This is a genomic window from Streptomyces sp. AA4 (assembly GCF_000158875.1).
Lineage (GTDB): Bacteria > Actinomycetota > Actinomycetes > Mycobacteriales > Pseudonocardiaceae > Amycolatopsis.
The window spans coordinates 219218-237632 of sequence record NZ_GG657746.1 but is presented as its reverse complement, the minus strand read 5'-3'; the positions used below and the strand labels follow the sequence as shown (position 1 = coordinate 237632).

The following is an 18415-nucleotide window of genomic DNA, read 5'->3' as shown; positions in this document are numbered from 1 at the left end:
GGTTCCCTGTGGGCCAGCTGTGTAATCAGTCCTTCTTCTTTTTGTGCCGCGCCCGCACCGCGAGCAGCAATTGCCGGACCGCGTCCACGACCAATACCGCGGACAGCGTGCCGAGGCCGAGCGCCCCGGCGATGTGTCCGCCGAGGTACCGCTGCGACGGCAACGGGGTGCCGTCGCCCGCCGTGGTGACGACCGGGACGACCCCGGCGTGCCACAGCGCGAACGCGATCCAGAGCACCGCTGCGGCCGCCACGACCTCGCCGAGCGCGACGAACGCGCGCCACGGCTGGTTGAGCTTCGTCTGCGGCTGGATTTCCTCCGGCGGCCAAAGCCCGGCTCCGGTCGGCTGGGGTAGGTCGATCACGGGGTCCAGCCTTTCAGGTTCGCCGCCGTTCCGCGTCCCTCGTGGGGGTTCAGTTCCGGGAGTCATCGGCCTGTTCCTCGGGTCGGTTCTTCGCGGCCAGCTCCGCGAGCGCGGACTTCAGCGCCTCGACGTCGCGGGCCCAGGCGAGCACCACCGTGCCGTCCGTCAGCTCGACCGGCAGCTCGTCGTACTTCCGCGGCACCGACCAGCCGCCGCCGAGCACGCGCGTCCCGACCGGGGCGCCGACGTCGGTCACCGAGGCAATCCGCTCGGCGGCCAGCGTCTCCCGCCCTTGCCGCAGCCCCTCGGTGGTGACCTCGAGCGAAAGAAACCGCCGCCGCGCGTAAACCCAGGGCAGCGTCAGCCCGCACAACGCGGCCCCGATCAGCACCCAGCCGACGACGTGCGTCGGCCCGCCGGTGGCCAGTTCGGCGAGCGCGCCCAGCAGCGCGAACAGCGGGCCCCAGATCAGCGCCGACCAGCCGACACCGGCCTCGGAGTACAGCGTCCTCGCCGCCATTACAGGTTCTTGCCGACCTTCGGGAAATAGTCCGCGACCTTCGGCAGGTACAGCAGGATCAGCATGACGACCAGCGCCAGCGAAGCGGCGAGCGCGAAAATGCTGCGGACTACGCCGAGTTCGAACACGACGCCGAGCACCGCCAGCAGCGTCGCGATGCTGCGCGCCGACCGCGTGCCCTCGCGGGCTTTCCAGGCGAACAGCACGAGCAGCGCGCCGAAGCACAGCGCGCCGATCAGCATGGCCCAGACGAGGACGTTGGCGTTGGCCTGCACCTGTGCCGGGTCGACCTTCTGGCCGCTTTGGCGCACCTGCTCGATCGCGTGGTCGACCAGCTGCTGCTTGAGCAAGACGGTGACGACCTGCCCGATCACCACGAGCACCACGGCCACGATCGCGAGCACGAACGCGACGTGCACCGGCGTCGGCGGCTTGGCCTTCGGCGCGATCTGCCCCGGCAGCACCGGATCCGGCGCGCGCCCGCGCTTGCGGCGCTCGTCGTCGGTGAGCCCGGAAAGATCGTCCGGGGTCACCTCGGCTGGCTTCGGGGTGTTCTTGTCCTTCTCGGCCACCCGAAAGACCCTACCCGGGCTCAGTCCAGCCAGGTCGCGGCCTCGGCCGCCCAGTAGGTCAAGATCAGGTCCGCCCCCGCGCGACGGATGGACGTCAGCACCTCGAGGACCGTGCGCTCACGCTCGAGCCAGCCGTTCGCCGCGGCCGCCTCGACCATCGCGTACTCGCCGGAGATGTTGTACGCCGCGACGGGAACCGGCGAGATGTCCGCGGCCGCCTTGATGATGTCCAAATAGGACAGAGCAGGCTTGACCATGACCATGTCCGCGCCCTCGGCGAGGTCGAGTTCGAGCTCGCGCATCGCCTCGCGCGCGTTGCCGAGGTCCTGCTGGTAAGTCTTGCGGTCGCCCTTGAGCTGGGAGTCGACGGCCTCGCGGAAAGGCCCGTAGAACGCGCTGGCGTACTTGACCGAGTAGGCCAGAATCGCGGTCTCGCTGTGCCCGACCTCGTCGAGGGCCCGGCGAATCACGCCGACCTGCCCGTCCATCATCCCGCTCGGCCCGAGCACGTGCGCCCCGGCTTCCGCCTGCGCGACCCCCATCTCGGCGTACAGCCGGAGCGTGGCGTCGTTGTCGACCACACCGTCCGCGTCGAGCACGCCACAGTGCCCGTGGTCGGTAAACTCGTCCAAGCAGGTGTCCGCCATCAACACGGTGGAATCGCCGAGTTCGCTGCGCAGATCCCGCAACGCGACGTTGAGAATGCCCTTCTCGTCCACCGCGCCAGAGCCCTGCGCATCCCGCTTCTCCGGAATACCGAAGAGCATCAGCCCGCCGACCCCAGCGTTAACCGCGTCGACAGCGGCCTTGCGCAAGGTGTCGCGAGTGTGCTGCACAACCCCAGGCATGCTGGCAATCGGCCGCGGCGCATCAAGACCCTCCGCCACGAACATCGGCAGAATCAGTTGCCGTGGCCGCAACGTGGTCTCGCTGACCAACCTGCGCATTGCCGGAGTAGTACGAAGCCTGCGGGGTCGCTGCTCAGGGAACACCCCTCCAAGGTACTCCCGCGCCTCCCCGGAAAGCCGTGAAGGGCTCCTTGAGGGAATCTGATTCCCTCAAGGAGCCCTTCACGGACAACAACCTCAGCTGCGCCGGGTGCGCTTGGCCTTGCGCGGCGGCGGCAACGCGCCCTCCGCACGAAGCCGGGCGGCGTGCTCGGCGAGCGCGTCCACCAGGTGCGGCACGTCGGCCTTCTCCGGCTGGACGTCCACTCGCAGACCGAATTCCACCGCGGTCTCGGCGGTCTTCGGCCCAATGCACGCGACCAGCGTGCGCGTGTGCGGCTTCCCGGCGATCCCGACCAGGTTCCGCACGGTCGACGACGAGGTGAAACAGACCGCGTCAAACCCGCCGGTCTTGATCATCTCGCGAGTCTCCGCGGGCGGCGGCGCGGCCCGCACAGTCCGGTAAGCCGTGACGTCGTCGACTTCCCAACCACGCTCGACCAGACCAGCCGACAGAATCTCGGTCGCGATGTCCGCCCGCGGCAACAGCACCCGGTTCACCGGGTCCAAAACGTCGTCATACGGCGGGAACTCGGCCAGCAGCCCCTCGGACGACTGCTCGCCAGTCGGCACCAGCTCCGGGATGATCCCGAACGACCGCACCTTCGCCGCCGTCGATTCGCCGACGCAGGCGATCTTCACGCCGGAGAACGCGCGCGCGTCGAGACCGAACTCCTCGAACTTCTCCCACACCGCGCGCACCGCGTTGGTGGAGGTGAAGACGATCCACTGGTACCGGCCGTCGACCAGGCCCTTGACCGACCGCTCCATCTGCGCCGGGCTGCGGGGCGGCTCGACCGAAATGGTCGGCACCTCGTGCGAGGTCGCGCCGTGGCCGCGCAGCCGCTCGGCCATCTCGCCCGCCTGCTCCTTGGTGCGCGGCACCAGGACCTTCCAGCCGTACAGCGCCCGCGACTCCCACCAGGACAGCTTCGACCGCTGCCCGGCGGCCTGCCCGACCGTCACGACCAGGGGGCCGACCAGCTCGCCCGCGTCGTTCGCGACCGAGGCGAGGGTGGTGTCCAGCGTGCGCTGGGTGTTGATGGTGCCGTTCGCGGTGACCGCGACCGGGGTGGTCGGAGCCAGCCCCTTCTCGGTGAGCTGGCTCGCCGCCTCGGCCAGGTGCGCCGAGGTCGCGTGCAGCACGATCGGGCCGGGGACCGCGGCCAGCGCGCCCCAGTCGACCTCGCCGCGGACGTCCGCCTCGGTGTAGGTGCCGCCGAGCGCGACCCCCGCGTACGCCGGCACCGCGGTGCCCGGCGCGACGCCCGGGATGACGTCGAACACGGCCGAGGTGCGAGCGACGGCCTGGACCTCGGCCACGACGGCCGGGCTGGTCAGCGGGTCGCCGGAGACCAGCCGCAGCGCGAGCCGGCCTGCCTTGGCCTCGGCGGTCAGGTCCTTCGCGACGTCGGACGGTTCGCCGACGGCGGGACGGACCTCGGCGTCGGGGGAGGCGAAGGCGAGCACGCTGGCGGGCACGTCCGGGTCGGTCACCACGACCTCGGCCTTGGCCAGGAGTTCCTGGGCGCGGACGGTGAGCAGCCCGGCGTCCCCGGGGCCCGAGCCCACGAAGGCGACGCGCCCGGCGGTCTTGCGAGCAGGGGTCATCGTTGGTGTTCTTCTCCTCTTGGGCGGCCGGTGCTCCGGCCGCTGGTGTCGGGCAGGTCGTGCGGGTCGGTGACGGCTGGCGTCACAGCGCGGGGCCGAGCAGCGCCCCGGCACCCAGGTCAAGCAGTTCGGCGGCCAGCTCCCGGCCGAGCTTCTCCGCCTCGCCGATCCCGGCGATCGCGGAAGCCCGGACCATGTCGACGCCGCCGTTCTCGCCTTCGACGGCAGCGGTGCCGCGCAGCGAGATCCGTTCCACCACCGCGCCCTCGTCGTCGAGGTCCTCGACGATCTCGGCGAGCGCGCCCACCGGCGCGCTGCACCCGGCTTCGAGCGCGGCGAGCAGAGCCCGTTCGGCCGTCACCGCGACCCGCGTGGTCTCGTCGTCCACCGCGGACGCGAGCAGGTGCTCGATGTCCACGTCGGCGGCCCGGCATTCCAGCGCCAGCGCCCCCTGCGCGGGGGCGGGCAGCATCTGGATCGGGTCGAGGGTTTCGGTGATCTCGTCCACCCGGCCGACCCTGGCCAGTCCGGCACGCGCGAGGACCACGGCATCCAGCTCGCCGTCGGTCACCTTGCGCATGCGGGTATCGATATTGCCTCGGATCGGCACGATTTCCAAACCGAGACCCAGCGCGCGCAGCTGAGCCATCCGCCGCGCCGCGCCGGTGCCGACCTTCGCGCCCGGCGGAAGCTCGCCGAGGGTGAGGCCGTCGCGGGCGATCAGCGCGTCGCGCGGGTCCTCGCGCGGCGGCACCGCGGCCAGCACGAGGCCGGCCTCGGGTGCGGTGGGCAGGTCCTTGTACGAGTGCACGGCGACGTCGATCTCGTTGCGCAGCAACGCTTCCCGCAGCGCCGAGGTGAACACGCCGACCCCGATCTGCGAGATCGGCGCACTGGAGAGGTCGCCGGGGGTGGTGACCGTGACGATCTCCACCTCCGCCCCGGTGGCGCGGATGGTGTCGGCGACGATGCCGGTCTGCGCGAGGGCGAGCTTGCTGCCCCGCGTGCCGATGCGAATGACTCTGGTCACTTACCGCTTCTTCTCGGTGTCCGGCGCTGTCGGGCTCGCCACGGCCGCAGGAGCCTGCGGGTCGAGGCAGAACAGTTCCCGCAACGCGTTGGCGTAGTCGGTGTCGGCCGTCTCGGCGGCCAGCTGCTTGACCCGCACCGTCGGCGCGTGCAGCAGCTTGTCGACCACGCGGCGAACCGTGCGGCCGACCTCTTCGCGAACCTGGCTGTCGAGTTCCGGCAGCCGGTTGTCCAGGCGGAGCAGCTCCGCGTCCACCACCTCGGCCGCGCGCCTGCGCAGCGCGGTGACCGTGGGCGTGACCTCGGCGCTGCGCTGTCCGGCGAGGTACTCGCGCACCTCGTCGAGCACGATGCCGTTGGCTTTGGCGGTCTGCCGCTCGGTGGTCGGGGCTCCCGCGTCGCGCATGCGGCGCTGGATCGTCTCCAGGTCGACCACGGTGACGTCGGCGAGTTCGGCGACCGCGGCGTCGACGTCCTTGGGCATCCCGAGGTCGCAGACGACCAGCGGACGCCCGGCGCGCGCGGGCACGTGCCCGGCGAGGAAGACCGCGTCCTGCGCCCCGGTGCACGCCACGACGACGTCGGCCAGCTCGACCGCCTCGGCGAGGGCGGACAGCGGCACCGAACGGGCCGGGATCCCCTCCGCGACGACCTTCTCGGCCAGCCGGACGGCGTTGGCTTCGGTGCGGTTGGCCACGGTGATCTCGGCGATCCCGGCCTTGCGCAGCTGCGAGGCGGTGAGCGCGCCCATCGAACCGGCCCCGACGATCAGCGCGTGCTTGCCCGCGATGTCCCCCGCGGCGGCCAGCGCCTCGGACACGACGGACGCGCCGAGCTGGTCGAGCCCGGTTTCGGAGTGCACGCGCTTGCCGACGCGCAGCGTGGTCTGGATCAGCTCGTGCAGCGTGCGGCCGACCGTGCCGGCGTCGCGCGCGGTCGCGTACGCGGACCGGATCTGGCCGAGGATCTGCGTCTCGCCGACCACCATCGAGTCCAGGCCCGAGGTGACGGAGAACAGGTGCTCGACGGCCGCGCCCGCGTAGTGCACGTACAGGCTGTCGTACAGCTCGGCGGGCTCCATCCCGGCCTTGCGGGAGAGCACCTCCGAGACGTCGTTGACGCCGCCGTGGAACGTCTCGACCACGGCGTAGACCTCGATGCGGTTGCACGTCGAGACGAGCATGACCTCGCTGATGTGCTCGGCCTGCTGCAGGTCGTGCAGGACCTTGGTCAGCTCGTCCGCGGGGATCGCCGCACGCTCGAGCGTGCCGAGATCCGCACTGCGATGGGAGAGCCCGACCGCCAACACGCTCATTCAGCGCACCACCATTCCGAGACCGCCGTCCGTGCCGGCGCCGTTACGTCCGCCGTTGCCATTGTCGGCGGCCCCGCCGGTTCCGGGTAACCCGGGATTCCCCTGGTTTTCCCCAGCGGACCCCGTGCTCGCCGCGCTGTCGGCGCGCCGGGCCACGTGGAACGAGAGGATCTGCAGTTCGACAGCCAGGTCGACCTTGCGGACCTCGACGTGTGCCGGCACCTGGAGCACTACCGGCGCGAAGTTGAGGATGCACTGGACGCCGCCTGCCACCAGCCTGTCGCACACCGACTGCGCGGCGGTAGGAGGTGTGGCGATGATCCCCACGGAAATCTCCCGTTCGGAGCAAACGCGAGGAATGTCGTCCATGTGCGAGACCGGGAGACCCCCCACGGGGACGCCGATCAGGTCGGGGTCGAGGTCGAAGAGCGCCTCGACCGGGAAGCCGCGGCCGGGGAAGCCGCCGTAGTTCGCGAGGGCGTGGCCGAGGTTGCCGATCCCGACCACGGCGACGCGGTGCTGCCGGGTGAGGCCGAGGATCCGCTCGATCTGGCTGACGAGCACCTGCACCTCGTAGCCGACGCCGCGGGTGCCGTAGGAGCCCAGGTAGGAGAGGTCTTTGCGGAGCTTGGCGGAGTTCACGCCCGCCGCGGCGGAGAGTTCCTCGCTGGAGACGGTGGTCGCGCCCTGCTCGGCCAAACCGGAGAGGATCCGCAGGTAGACGGCCAGCCGCGCGACGGCGGCCTCCGGGATCTGCTTCGCGCGGACCGCGGTGTCCTCCGCGTCGGAGACGGCGGGCATCTCGGCGGTCGGGGCGTTGTCGGCGTCGGGCGCGGGACGGGGAGTCCGGGCGGCGCGGCGGGTGCGGGGTTTGGCTTCGCTGTCCGCGGGGGTTTCAGCCTGGGCTTCGGCGGCGGCTCGGGCGGCTGCCCGGCTGGCGCGGCCGTTGCCGTTGACTCGCCCATTGCCCGCAGCGTGCTCTCCACCGCCCGCGACCTGGTCGTGCCCATTCTCCGGGTCCGCGGCGGAGTTTCCGTTGCGCGCCAAGCCGTTCTCGCTCACCGTGGCTCGACGGCGACTGCCCGCGGCGTGCCGTCCACCGGACCGGCGAGCGGCCGGCGGCGCGGATTCGGCACCCCCGGATTCGTCGCGGGGAGGCGTGGCCGGCGGTTCGGCACCGCCGCGCCCGCCCCGCTGTGTCACCACGCTGACTTCTCCTCAATCCGGCTTCGTGCCCGCGCTGTCCCCCACCTGCCTCGACCGGCAGTGGAAAACCAACCCTTGACCCCGCAGCTTCCGTCCGGTTCGATGCCGGTCCTCGCGGGGACGGGTTCCTACGGTAGTCCACTTGTGAACGCATGCACAAAGTCACTGGTCATCCGCATGACCAGAAGCACAACCCCGCTCGCGGCCGCGTAGAAGACGAGCAGGTTCAGGCGGCGGTGAACGGCACCGTGTGCCACCCGGTCGCGCCGTCCGGAACCGGGTCCGCCGGGTGGTCCGTCTGCGTGTACCCGGACTGGTCCGTCGCCCGCACCGTCACCGTGTGGCTGCCCGGCGGGACCGGCACCTCGGCCCACCACATCCGCCAGGTGTCCTTGTTGACCTCGGCCGAAAGCGTCGCCGGGAGCCACGCGCCCTGGTCCACCCGCACCTCGACCTTCGCGATCCCGACGTGCTGCGCCCACGCCGTCCCCGCGACCCGGACCTTGCCCGCGCGCACCGACGTCCCGCTGGCCGGCGCGTCGATCCGCGATTCGGTCTTGATCGGGGCCTGTTCCGCCCAGCCGCGCTGCAGCCAGTACGCCTGGCGCGCGTCCCAGGTGGTGAACTCCAGGTCGGTGACCCATTTGGTCGCCGAGACGTAGCCGTACAACCCCGGGATCACGATCCGCGCCGGGAAGCCGTGCTCGACCGGCAGCGGCTCGCCGTTCATGCCGATCGCCAGCATCGCGCCGCGGGCCGGATCGAGCGCGACGTTGGCCGGGGTGCCGCAGGTGAACCCGTCGACGCTCGTCGCGTACATCTGCTGCGCGCCCGCGTGCACGCCCGCCGCGTCGAGCAGGTCGACCAGGTCCACGCCGATGAAGTTCGCGGTGGAGATCAGGTCGCCGCCGACGTCGTTGGAGACGCAGGTGAGCGTCACGGTCCGCTCCACCAGCGGGCGGTTCCGGATGTCCGCGTAGGAGAAGCTCACCTCGCGGTCGACCATGCCGTGGATCTTCAGCGTCCAGTCCTCGGCCCGCACCTGCGGCACGACGAACGCGGTGTCGATCCGGTAGAAGCTCCCGTTCGGCGTGATGAACGGCGGCGAACCGAGTTTGTGGAAGTCCGCGTCCGGCGGCAGCGGCGGGGCTTTCTTCGCTGCGACCAGCGGCCCGATCGACGCGCGCGAGCCGGTCGCGCTGCCGGTCGTGGCCACGACTTCGCCGACGATCGCCGCCACGCCCGCGCCGGCCGCGATTCCCGCGCCGCGCTGCAAGACCTGACGACGGTTGAGTCCTTGCCGCGGTTCGGTTTCCGGCGGCAATGCCCGGCGATGCAGCCAGCTGAACACCAGCAGCGAAGCACCCAGCGCCAGCACCGGAGCCAGCAACGCGAGCTGTCCGACGTCCGTGCGCTCGAACACCGCGTAGATGCCGAACGCGCCGACCACGACCACCAGCAGCTGGCCCGGCAGCGGACGACTGCGCGAAAGCTGTCCGGCCAGCACCGCGAACCCGAGCAGCACCACGGCCAGGCCGATCTTGAGCACGGTCTTGTCGGCGGTCCCGATCGTCTGCTCCGCCCACACCACGACGGCGTGCGGACTGTGCGCGATCACGAAATCCGCGACCGCGACGAACGGCGACGCGCTGTATCCGACGAATCCGGCGACCAGATGCCCCACGCCCAGCGCGACGGCCAGCGAGACCAGGCCGATGAACGTCGCGATGCCCAGCGACAGGCGCGGCCGGGCGGTCGGCGGGGCTTCTTTCAACGCACTCACCCCACCATCTTCGGCGGGTGCGGCCGCATCTGGCCCGTTCGAAGCGGTTACGGGTTGCTTACCGCAGTGCCGCGCGCAGCCGTTCTTCCTCGACGCGCCAGTACCCGTGCTCGACGCCGTCGATCAGGATCACCGGCACCTGGTCGCCGTATTCGGCCTGCCATTCCGGGTCGCTGTCGACATCCGCGGTTTCCCACGGCACGCCCAGCTCGCCGCAGATCCGCGCGACGTCCGCCTCGGCCACCTCGCACAGGTGGCATCCTTCGCGGCTCATCACGGTCACTTTGTGCACGGGACCAGCCTAATCAGCGCAGCTTCAGCCGGCGCAGCTTCCCGGTCGCCGAATGCGGCAACGTCTCGGCGAACTCGACGGTGTGCGGCACCTTGTAGCCGGCGAGATTCGCGGCGCACTGGTCCACTACCTGCTGTTCCGACAACGCCGCGCCCTCCGCCGGCACCACAACCGCCTTCACCGCTTCGCCGCTTCGCTCGTCGACCACGCCCACGACGGCGGCCTCGGCCACCCCGGGCAGCTGCGAGATCACTTCCTCGACCTCGTGCGGGAAGACGTTGAAGCCGTTGACGATGATCAAGTCGTTGGCCCGGTCGACCAGGTGCAGGTCGCCGTCTGAGTCGAGGTAGCCGACGTCGCCGGTCCGGAACCAGCCTTCCGCGTCCGGCCCGTGCGCGCCGTCCGGCCAGTACCCGGAGAACAGGTTCGCGCCGCGCACCGACACCAGCCCGGTGCTGCCGCCCTCCTCGAACACGTCGTCCGGCTCGTCGGGGTCGAGCGGCAGTTCGTCCGCGGACCCGTCGGAATCCACCAGCCGCAGCTCGATCCCGCGCAGCGGCCGCCCGACCGAGCCGGGCTTCGGATAGCCGGTGACCAGCGTCGACGTCACCACCGGCGCGCATTCGGTGAGCCCGTAGCCCTCGTACACGTCGAGCCCGGCGGCCTCGCGGATCGCCGCGAGCACCTTCGGATGCAGCGGCGCGGCCCCGGACGTCAGCCGCTTCACCGTCGCCAGCCCGTGCGCCAGTTCTTCCGGTTCGAGCGCGGCGAATTCGTTGTACATCGCGGGCACGCCGGTGATCGCCGTGACGCGATGCTCGGCGCAGTCCTGGAGCGTCCGCCGGGCCTCGAAGCGCTCGGACAGCACCAGCGTCGCCCCGACCGCGGTCGCCATGAGCAGCCCCGGACCGAGGCCGTAGACGTGGAAGAGCGGGATCGACACCAGCACCCGGTCGTCGTGCTCGGTCACTCCGTCCACTTGGGACAGTTGGGCCAGGTTCGCCAGCAACGCGCGGTGCGAGAGCAGCACTCCGCGCGGCGGCCCGGTCGTGCCGGAGGTGTACGAAATGACCGCGATGTCCTCGCCGGAGCGGGCGAGGTCGACCGGGTCGCCCGGCTCGGTGCCGCGCGGCGGCAGACCGGTGACGCCCTCAGGCAGTTCGGCGTCGTCGCGCTGCACCACGCGTTTCGCGCCGCAATGCTCCAGCAGCCGTTCCAGTTCGGGCGCGGGGGCCTGCGGGGACAGCGGCACGGCGATGCCGCCCGCGCGCAGCACTGCGAACAGGGCGACCGCGAAGTCAGCCGACGTGGGGAGCCGCAGCACCACCCGGTCGCCCGGCTCGACGCCGGAGGAGACCAGCCGGCGTGCTTGCGCGTGCGCCGCCTCGTCGAGCTCTCGCCAGGTCAGCGTGACGCCCGTGCCCGTCTCGGTGATCGCCGTGCGCTCCGGCCAGCGGCCGGCCGCGTCGGCGAGCAGGCCGGCGACGCCGTGGGCGGTGCTGATCCGGTCCACCCCCACCCCTCCCGTTCCGTTGCGGATTCGTCATCTTGTCACCCGTAATGGGGATGCCGCGAGATCGTCGCACCTCTGCCTGACCGGGACACTACCTACTTCGCGGTAACAACACGTATGCTGCTGTGCGTCGCCGGGTGGCGTTGATCACTGCCGGGTGACCCGAACAAGGGAGTCGTCGTGCCGAAGCTGCCGGTCCACGAGGGTGTGGAACACGCGCCGCGGCACGCCCGCACGCCCTCGGGTACGCGCCCGGCCGCACCAGGGACAGCCGGAGGTGCCGCCCGATGACCCGTCCGATCACCCTGTCCGCCGCCGCGCACCGCGGTCCGGTCGCGATGTTCGCCGACCGCGTGTTCGGCTCGTCCGCGGCCGCCGTGCCGCTGCCCAAGGCCGAATCCGAACCGGACGCCGCCGAGGTCGCGAAGGCCGAGGCGTGGGAGCTGGTGCGGGCCGCGCAGGCGGGCGACTCCTCCGCGTTCGGCCAGCTGTACGACCGGTACGTCGACGTCGTCTACCGCTACGCGCTCTTCCGCCTCGGCGACCGCGACCTGGCCGAGGACGTCACCAGCGAGACCTTCCTGCGCGCGCTGCGCCGGATCACGTCGGTCAGCTACCAGGGCCGCGACGTCGGCGCGTGGTTCGTCACCATCGCCCGCAACCTGATCCTCGACCACGTGAAGTCCAGCCGGTTCCGGCTCGAGGTCGTCACCGACGAGGTCGCCGAACCGGGCGGCGTGCCCGGCGGACCGGTCGGACCGGCCGCCCAGGCCGGGCCCGAACAGCAGGCGATCGCGGGCGCGACCCGGGCCGAGCTGCTGCGCTGCGTCGCCGAGCTGGGCGAGGACCAGCGCGAATGCATTGTGCTGCGGTTCCTGCAGGGTCTGTCGGTCGCGGAGACCGCGCAGATCATGGACCGCAACGAGGGCGCGGTGAAGGCGCTGCAGCACCGGGCCGTCCGGCGGCTCGCGCAGCTGCTGCCCACCGGCTTGCGTTGATCGTTCAACGAACAGCCGTAACTTTTCCGGCGTCTTAATCGTTTCTCACGCAGACCGGCGGTCAGGGCCGGGCGTTGGGTGAGACGGAGCAGCACCGTGGGCGTGCCCGGGTGGTTTTCGCGTGGTCGGACCGAGAGCGAGCGGTTCGACGACGCGATCAATGCTTCCTCCCGGCAGCAGGCGGACGAGTTCGCCGAAGAGCTGGCCCTCGTCGGCGCCCTGCGCGAACTAGGCCAAGCCGGGGCGCCCGATCCCGCGACCCGGGCCCGGATCCGCGCCGAGATCGAAGGCCGCATCGGCGAACCGCTTCCGCGCCGGCGGTGGCGGCCGCGCATGGCCGACCTCGCCGCCGCGGGCATCGCGCTGATTCTCGGGCTGGGCGGCCTCACACTGCTGCTTTCGCGCGACGCCCTGCCCGGAGACGCGCTGTACAGCGTCAAGCGAGCCGGCGAGGTCACGTCGCTCGGCCTGACCTTCGGCGACGAAGCCAAGGCCGAGAAGCACCTGAAGTTCGCCGCGAACCGCGTCACCGAACTGGGCCGGATGAACGACGCCAGCCCGGCGGCGTACGAAACCGCGCTGCACGATTTCGGCAACGACGTCCGCGCGGGCGTGGCCGAACTCACCGAACTGGCGACCACGAGCGGCAACCGCACCCGGCTGACCTCGCTGGAAGCGTGGGCGCAGAGCCAGGCGCGGCAGCTGGAGTCGGAGCGGACCGGCATTCCGGCGTCCGCCCTCGAGGACTTCCGGCAGGCCCGTCTCCTGCTCGACCGGGTCCAGCAGCGGACTTCCGCGCTCGGCTCGCGGCTGAGCTGCTACCAGATCACCACCGGCACCACCGACGAACTGGGCCTGCTGCCCGCGCGCGGCGCGTGCACGCAGCAACCGCTGTCGCCCGGCGGCTCCACGCCGAGCAGCCCGCCTCCGCCGGCTCCCGGGACGAGCGTCCCGCCCTCGGACTCCCCGCTGCCGGTGCGCTCGGTCTCGTCGCCGACGCTCAGCAGCCCGGGCACGCCCACGCCGACCCGCACGTCGGCCGAGATCCCGCACCCGCCCGCGCCGCCGAGCTTCCCGCCGCCGATCACGGCCCCGACCTCGCCCCGGATCCCGACCCGGCCCGCGCCCCCGCCGGTCGTCTCGATCCCGCCGCTGCTGCCCGGGCTCCCGCCGATCGTCGTCGGCTGACGCGACCTTCGCCACTCCCCCGAGCCGTGATCAGCACAACCCGGCAACCCCTGTCCGAGGTCCCCGCCACATCTCCAACGGGTGAGTCGCCCGGTCGCTACCCTGTGCTGCAGGACCCGGTCGGCGTCGTCCGCCGGGACGTGCCCGAACCTGGAGGCGGTGTGCGTGTCAGCTTGGCGTGGCAAGGATAAGAGTCAGGAACTGGAGCGGCTCGCCACGCTCGCGGGCGAGGCTTCGGCCGAGGCGGCCGCCTCCTCGGCTCAGCTGGCGACGACGGTTCCGCCCGCGCCGCCCGACCTCACCGCGGGCGCCTTCTTCGACGTGGACAACACGATGATGATGGGCGCGTCGATCTTCTACTTCGCGCGCGGGCTCGCCGCGCGCAAGTTCTTCACCTCGGCCGACCTCGCCGGTTTCGTGTGGGACCAGGTCAAGTTCCGCATCGGCGGGCGCGAGAACAAGGCCGACATCAAGACCCACCGCGAGCGCGCGCTGTCCTTTGTGGCCGGTCGCACGGTCGAGGAGCTCACCACGATGAGCGAGGAAATCTACGACGAGCTGATGGCGGACAAGATCTGGTCCGGCACCCGCGCGCTCGCGCAGATGCACCTCGACGCGGGCCAGCGCGTGTGGCTCGTCACCGCGACGCCGATCGAACTCGCCGCGATCATCTCGCGCCGCCTCGGCCTCACCGGCGCGCTCGGCACGGTCGCGGAAACCAAGGACGGCGTCTACACGGGACGGTTGGTCGGCGACATGCTGCACGGCCGCGCGAAGGCGCACGCGGTCCGCGCGCTCGCCTCGCGCGAAGGCCTGAACCTCAAGCGCTGCACGGCTTATTCGGATTCGCAGAACGACGTCCCGATGCTGTCGGTCGTCGGCACCGCGGTCGCGGTCAACCCGGACAGCGGCCTGCGCGACGTCGCCCGCGCCCGAGGCTGGGAAATCCGCGACTTCCGCACCGGCCGCAAAGCCGCCCGCATCGGAGTCCCGTCGGTACTCGGCGCGGGCGCGGTCGCGGGGGCGGTCGCCGCGGGGATGGCGTACCGCCGCCGCTGAGGCTTCAGTCCAGGACTGCGGTCGCCTCGACCTCGACCAACAGGTCCGGCTCCGCCAGGAACGCCACGCCGATCCCCGTCAACGGGGCCTGGATCGCGATGCCCAGCTTCTTCTCCGCGCGCTGCACGCCCTCGACGAACTCGCCCATCTTCTCCGGCGACCACTCGACGAAGTACACCGTCAGCCGCGCGACGTCCGCGAAGGTCGCGCCCACCTCGGCCAGCGCCGCGGCCACGTTCAGGTAAGCCTGCTCGACCTGCGCGGCCAGATCCCCGTCCCCGACGTGCCCGCCGTCGGCAGTCCGCGCCACCTGCCCGGCGATGCGGACCGTCCTGGAGCCAGTCGCGACGGACACCTGGCGGTAGAGGCCGACCTGCGGCAGCGCAGCTGGGTTGACCAGGGTGACAGTCATGTTCTCCTCCTGAAGCCGGGAAAGATCATCGGTCCTTCAAACATAGCATTGCAATGCTATAGAATGCCGCCATGGCGAGGGCGAAGGATCCGGCAGTGCGCACCTTGCTGCTCGAACGGGCAGCGCAGATGCTCCGCACCCGCGAACCGATCACCCTGCGCTCGCTCGTCGCCGGGACCGGAGTGTCGACGATGGCCGTCTACACGCACTTCGACAATATGGACGGTCTCTGGAAAGCCTTGCGCCAGGAGGGTTTTACCCGTTTGGCGCACCGGATGGCCGAGGTCAGCCAGTCCGCCGATCCGGTGCGCGACCACGCCGCGCTGATCTCCGCGTACCTCGGCAACGCGCTCGACCACCCGGACCTGTACCGCGTGATGTTCGACGCCAACTTCGAGCTCGAAGACGCCCAAGCCGCCGACGACACCCTCGAATACCTGGTGCAAGCCGCCGCCCGAGGCCGCGACACCGGCCGGTACCGCGAAGGCCTCGACGCACTCGAACTCGCCACGCAAAGCTGGGCCATCGCGCACGGCCTGGTCTCGCTGGTCGCCAACGGTCCCTTGCCGCGCACCACGCTCGACCACGGCGCGCCTTTGCTGACCGCGCTGTTCGTCAGCGTCGGCGACGAACCTCAGCGCTGCGAACGCTCAGTGCGCCGCGGCTGGCGGCTGCCCGGCTGACGCTCAGCCGCGGAAAACGCTGCGCCGCTGCGAAAGTCGCCGGTATAGCGCGTGCTGGATCGACTCGCGCACCTGGTCGGTGAGCGTGAACACCAGCATCGGATCCTCGACCGCGTCCGGGCCGTAGTCGTCGGTGCGGATCGGTTCGCCGAATTCGATGGTCCACTTCGTCGGCAGCGGCACCGCGCCGAGCGGGCCCAGCAGCGGGAAGAACGGCGTCACCGGGAAGTACGGCAGCCCGAACAGCCGCGCCAGCACCTTCAGCTCGCCGATCTTCGGGTACGTCTCCTCGGCCCCGACCACCGACACCGGGATGATCGGCACGCCCGCGCGCATCGCCGCGGACACGAAGCCGCCGCGGCCGAAGCGTTGCAGCTTGTACCGCGCGGAGAACGGCTTCCCGACGCCCTTGAACCCTTCCGGCCACACGCCGACCAGCTCGCCGTTGGTCAGCAGCCGTTCGGCGTCGGCGTTGCAGGCGAGCGTCTGCCCGGACTTGCGCGCGAACGACCCGACCAGCGGCAGCTTGAACACCAGATCGGCGCCGAGGCCGCGCAGGTGCCGTCCGCCGGTCTCGTCGTGCACCGCGACCGCGGTCATCAACGCGTCGAGCGGCAAGGTGCCGGAGTGGTTCGACACCAGCAGCGCGCCGCCCGCCTTCGGCAGGTTCTCGACGCCGAAGGTGTCGACGCGGAACCACTTCTCGTACAGCGCGCGCAGCGGCGGCAGCAGGAGTGTCTCGGTGAGTTCGGCGTCGAACCCGAACTCGTCCACCGCGTAGTCGCCGGTGAGCCGATGCCGCAGGAAGGTCAGCGCGCTCCGCACCGACTCCGACAACGGATCGCCCGCGGGCTCGCGCACCGGACGGGACGGCTGCGCCGGGAACTCGACGACCGGCGCGTCCACCCGCTCCTCGACCGGTTCGCGCGCGTCGGCCGGCTTCTCCCGGCCGGGTCCATGCAGCGGAATGACCTGTGCCTCGGCACTGTTCACGGGATTCGCCTCGCTTCCGGCCCTCGTCGCGTGGCTCATCGGCGCGCCTGCCCGGTGGCGGCGGCCTCGAGCACCTTGCCGGCCAGCCCGGCCAGCGCGCCGCCGTCGAGCACCGGACGCAGGCCTCGGCCGGCCACGTAATCGTCGAACGCCTCGCGGGTGGTCCAGCGGGGCGTGTACCCGAACTCCTTCTTGAGCTTCGTGATGTCGACCGCGCGGCCGAAGTTCAGCAGCCGCACCTGGTCGGGCGAGAAATCGACCACCCGGGCGCCGCGCAGCAGCTTGCCGACCGACGGCACCACGGCCCGCGGCATCGGCAGCCCGACCCGGCCCGCCCGGCGGATCGCCTGCGACAGCGTCAGCACGCCCTCGGAGGCCACGTTGAACACGCCCGGCCGGTCTTCCACCGTCGCCATTTCCAGCACTGACAGCGCGTCTGACCCGTGCAACAGCTGCAGCCGGGAGTCGTAGCCGAAGACCGTCGGCACGACCGGCAGCGAGAAGTACCGGGCCAGCACGGTGTCGACCTCGGGGCCGATGATGTTCGCGAACCGCAGCAGCGTGATCGTCAGGTCCGGGCGGCGGCGGGCGAGGCCGCGCACGTAGCCCTCCATCTCGACCGCGTCCTTCGCGTAGCCGCTGGACGACGGCGGGATCAGCTCCGAATCCTCGGTGAACACCGCCTGCGAACGCGCGCCCGCGCCGTACACCGCGGCACTGGACTTCACCACGAGCTTGCGCACCTTCGGCGCGCGCTGGCACGCGGCGAGCAGCCGCATCGTGCCGATGACGTTGACTTCCTTGACCGCCGCGCGCCGGCTCGGCCCGGCCGGATGCGCGGTGCACGAGGTGTGCACGACCGTGTCCACCTCGGCGCTGCTGATCACCTTCGCGATGAGCGGATTGCGGATGTCGGCGCGGACGAACTCGGCGCGGCCCATCCGCTGCTGGATGTCCTTGGCGGGCGGGGCGGTGTCGACGCCGATCACCCGCTCGAGATCCGGATGCGCGCCGAGCCTGGCGAGCAGCTTCCCGCCAAGGTCGCCGGCGACCCCGGTGACGAGCACGATGTTCGAGGCCATGGAACTCCCTGATCGGCAGCAGTGTGCAAGACGGAGTGATCACTCGGGGTGCGCGAACTTGCACTCGCTGAAAGCATCGCGCTGATGCGCCTGCCATGTTACCGGCCAGGGACACCCTTCTGACCAGGGCTTACCTCGTTTTTACGAGGGACGTCCGGATTGCGATCCGCACCTCACTCGATCGGGCGCAGAAAGGCCCGAACATGAGTGTGGCCCGTCCAGAGACTGGACGGGCCACGAAACCTCAATCGCGAGGACGGCTCACTTGCCGGCCTTGCGCCGCTGCACGCGCGTACGGCGCAGCAGCTTGCGGTGCTTCTTCTTCGACATGCGCTTGCGGCGCTTCTTGATCACGGAACCCATGGGCGCTCCTCTTTGGTCGTCGGTCACGCTGCCCGGCGCAGCGTCCAACGGGTGGAGCGCACAGGCACGAGCGGTTTACCAGGCTACTAGCGTCCCGGCGCGGGCCGGTCGGCGGGCATGGTTTCACGCATGCCCGGCGACCGCCCGGACCCCGCCCCGCCACCGCCCTCAACGGAGCGGCGGAGCCACGCGGCGCCCTTACCCGACGTCGAAGTAAGCACCCTGCAGGTACTCGTGCACCGCTTTTTCCGGCACCCGGAAGGACTTCCCGACTCTGACCGCGGGAAGTTCGCCCGAATGCACCAGGCGGTACACGGTCATCTTCGAGACCCGCATCAGCGTGGCCACTTCGGCGACTGTCAAAAACTGGACCTGCCCTACCGCGGGCAAATCCTCCCTCTTGTTCGGCGACATGTTTACCGCGT

20 protein-coding genes are annotated in these 18415 nt (G+C 71.0%); 4 read left to right on the top strand and 16 right to left on the bottom strand.

Annotated elements, in window-relative coordinates; all coding sequences use genetic code 11:
• Positions 1 to 25 precede the first annotated feature (25 nt).
• From SSMG_RS01145 to SSMG_RS01095, 11 genes are all read right to left on the bottom strand, one after another.
• Entirely contained in the window at positions 26 to 364 is a 339-nt protein-coding gene (locus tag SSMG_RS01145; protein ID WP_037712180.1) for a hypothetical protein, read from the bottom strand.
• Positions 365 to 413: 49 nt separating this feature from the next.
• Positions 414 to 884 (bottom strand): hypothetical protein, encoded by a 471-nt coding sequence (locus SSMG_RS01140; RefSeq protein WP_009071983.1) that lies wholly within the window; start codon positions 882 to 884, stop codon positions 414 to 416.
• Positions 884 to 1456: a hypothetical protein gene (locus SSMG_RS01135; protein WP_009071981.1), complete on the bottom strand. Its 573-nt coding sequence runs from the start codon at positions 1454 to 1456 to the stop codon at positions 884 to 886. The genes SSMG_RS01140 and SSMG_RS01135 overlap by 1 nt, the downstream gene beginning before the upstream one ends.
• A 20-nt stretch (positions 1457 to 1476) precedes the next feature.
• Positions 1477 to 2448, bottom strand: a complete 972-nt coding sequence (gene hemB, locus SSMG_RS01130; RefSeq protein WP_009071980.1) for a porphobilinogen synthase — start codon at positions 2446 to 2448, stop codon at positions 1477 to 1479.
• Positions 2449 to 2541: 93 nt separating this feature from the next.
• On the bottom strand, positions 2542 to 4074 hold the full coding sequence (locus tag SSMG_RS01125) for a bifunctional uroporphyrinogen-III C-methyltransferase/uroporphyrinogen-III synthase (protein WP_009071977.1): 1533 nt from the start codon (positions 4072 to 4074) through the stop codon (positions 2542 to 2544).
• 82 nt (positions 4075 to 4156) lie between these two features.
• Positions 4157 to 5104, bottom strand: coding sequence for a hydroxymethylbilane synthase (gene hemC / locus SSMG_RS01120; RefSeq protein ID WP_009071975.1), 948 nt, complete (start codon positions 5102 to 5104; stop codon positions 4157 to 4159).
• The gene (locus tag SSMG_RS01115; protein WP_009071974.1) at positions 5105 to 6418 is read right to left on the bottom strand and encodes a glutamyl-tRNA reductase; all 1314 of its coding nucleotides are present in this window, start codon (positions 6416 to 6418) and stop codon (positions 5105 to 5107) included. It abuts the gene before it with no gap.
• Complete coding sequence (locus SSMG_RS01110) at positions 6419 to 7480, bottom strand: redox-sensing transcriptional repressor Rex (RefSeq protein ID WP_286156924.1); 1062 nt, start codon at positions 7478 to 7480, stop codon at positions 6419 to 6421.
• A gap of 370 nt (positions 7481 to 7850) precedes the next feature.
• Complete coding sequence (locus SSMG_RS01105; protein ID WP_009071970.1) at positions 7851 to 9407, bottom strand: molybdopterin-dependent oxidoreductase; 1557 nt, start codon at positions 9405 to 9407, stop codon at positions 7851 to 7853.
• Positions 9408 to 9465: 58 nt separating this feature from the next.
• On the bottom strand, positions 9466 to 9699 hold the full coding sequence (locus tag SSMG_RS01100; protein ID WP_009071968.1) for a glutaredoxin family protein: 234 nt from the start codon (positions 9697 to 9699) through the stop codon (positions 9466 to 9468).
• Positions 9700 to 9712: 13 nt separating this feature from the next.
• The gene (locus tag SSMG_RS01095; RefSeq protein ID WP_286156923.1) at positions 9713 to 11212 is read right to left on the bottom strand and encodes an AMP-binding protein; all 1500 of its coding nucleotides are present in this window, start codon (positions 11210 to 11212) and stop codon (positions 9713 to 9715) included.
• Positions 11213 to 11499: 287 nt separating this feature from the next.
• Here SSMG_RS01095 and SSMG_RS01090 point away from each other — a divergent pair, with 287 nt between their 5' ends.
• From SSMG_RS01090 to SSMG_RS01080, 3 genes are all read left to right on the top strand, one after another.
• On the top strand, positions 11500 to 12210 hold the full coding sequence (locus tag SSMG_RS01090) for a sigma-70 family RNA polymerase sigma factor (RefSeq protein ID WP_009071965.1): 711 nt from the start codon (positions 11500 to 11502) through the stop codon (positions 12208 to 12210).
• A 96-nt stretch (positions 12211 to 12306) separates the two neighbouring features.
• Positions 12307 to 13398: a DUF5667 domain-containing protein gene (locus SSMG_RS01085; protein ID WP_050788103.1), complete on the top strand. Its 1092-nt coding sequence runs from the start codon at positions 12307 to 12309 to the stop codon at positions 13396 to 13398.
• Positions 13399 to 13563: 165 nt separating this feature from the next.
• A complete protein-coding gene (locus tag SSMG_RS01080; protein WP_037712177.1) occupies positions 13564 to 14457 on the top strand; it encodes an HAD family phosphatase in 894 nt (297 codons plus the stop codon).
• 4 nt (positions 14458 to 14461) lie between these two features.
• Here SSMG_RS01080 and SSMG_RS01075 read toward each other — a convergent pair whose 3' ends face one another.
• Positions 14462 to 14869 (bottom strand): RidA family protein, encoded by a 408-nt coding sequence (locus SSMG_RS01075; protein ID WP_009071960.1) that lies wholly within the window; start codon positions 14867 to 14869, stop codon positions 14462 to 14464.
• A gap of 71 nt (positions 14870 to 14940) precedes the next feature.
• Between SSMG_RS01075 and SSMG_RS01070 the strand changes: the two genes are divergently transcribed.
• Positions 14941 to 15552: a TetR/AcrR family transcriptional regulator gene (locus tag SSMG_RS01070; protein ID WP_009071958.1), complete on the top strand. Its 612-nt coding sequence runs from the start codon at positions 14941 to 14943 to the stop codon at positions 15550 to 15552.
• 3 nt (positions 15553 to 15555) lie between these two features.
• On the opposite strand, the gene SSMG_RS01065 is transcribed toward SSMG_RS01070, so the two are convergent.
• The 4 genes from SSMG_RS01065 to SSMG_RS01055 form a co-directional block, all read right to left on the bottom strand.
• A complete protein-coding gene (locus SSMG_RS01065) occupies positions 15556 to 16545 on the bottom strand; it encodes a lysophospholipid acyltransferase family protein (protein WP_353611741.1) in 990 nt (329 codons plus the stop codon).
• Positions 16546 to 16580: 35 nt separating this feature from the next.
• Positions 16581 to 17627: an NAD-dependent epimerase/dehydratase family protein gene (locus tag SSMG_RS01060; protein WP_009071953.1), complete on the bottom strand. Its 1047-nt coding sequence runs from the start codon at positions 17625 to 17627 to the stop codon at positions 16581 to 16583.
• Positions 17628 to 17888: 261 nt separating this feature from the next.
• Positions 17889 to 17990, bottom strand: a complete 102-nt coding sequence (locus SSMG_RS43100) for an AURKAIP1/COX24 domain-containing protein (RefSeq protein WP_007030867.1) — start codon at positions 17988 to 17990, stop codon at positions 17889 to 17891.
• A gap of 198 nt (positions 17991 to 18188) precedes the next feature.
• Positions 18189 to 18404: a helix-turn-helix domain-containing protein gene (locus SSMG_RS01055; protein ID WP_033291067.1), complete on the bottom strand. Its 216-nt coding sequence runs from the start codon at positions 18402 to 18404 to the stop codon at positions 18189 to 18191.
• Positions 18405 to 18415 lie beyond the last annotated feature (11 nt).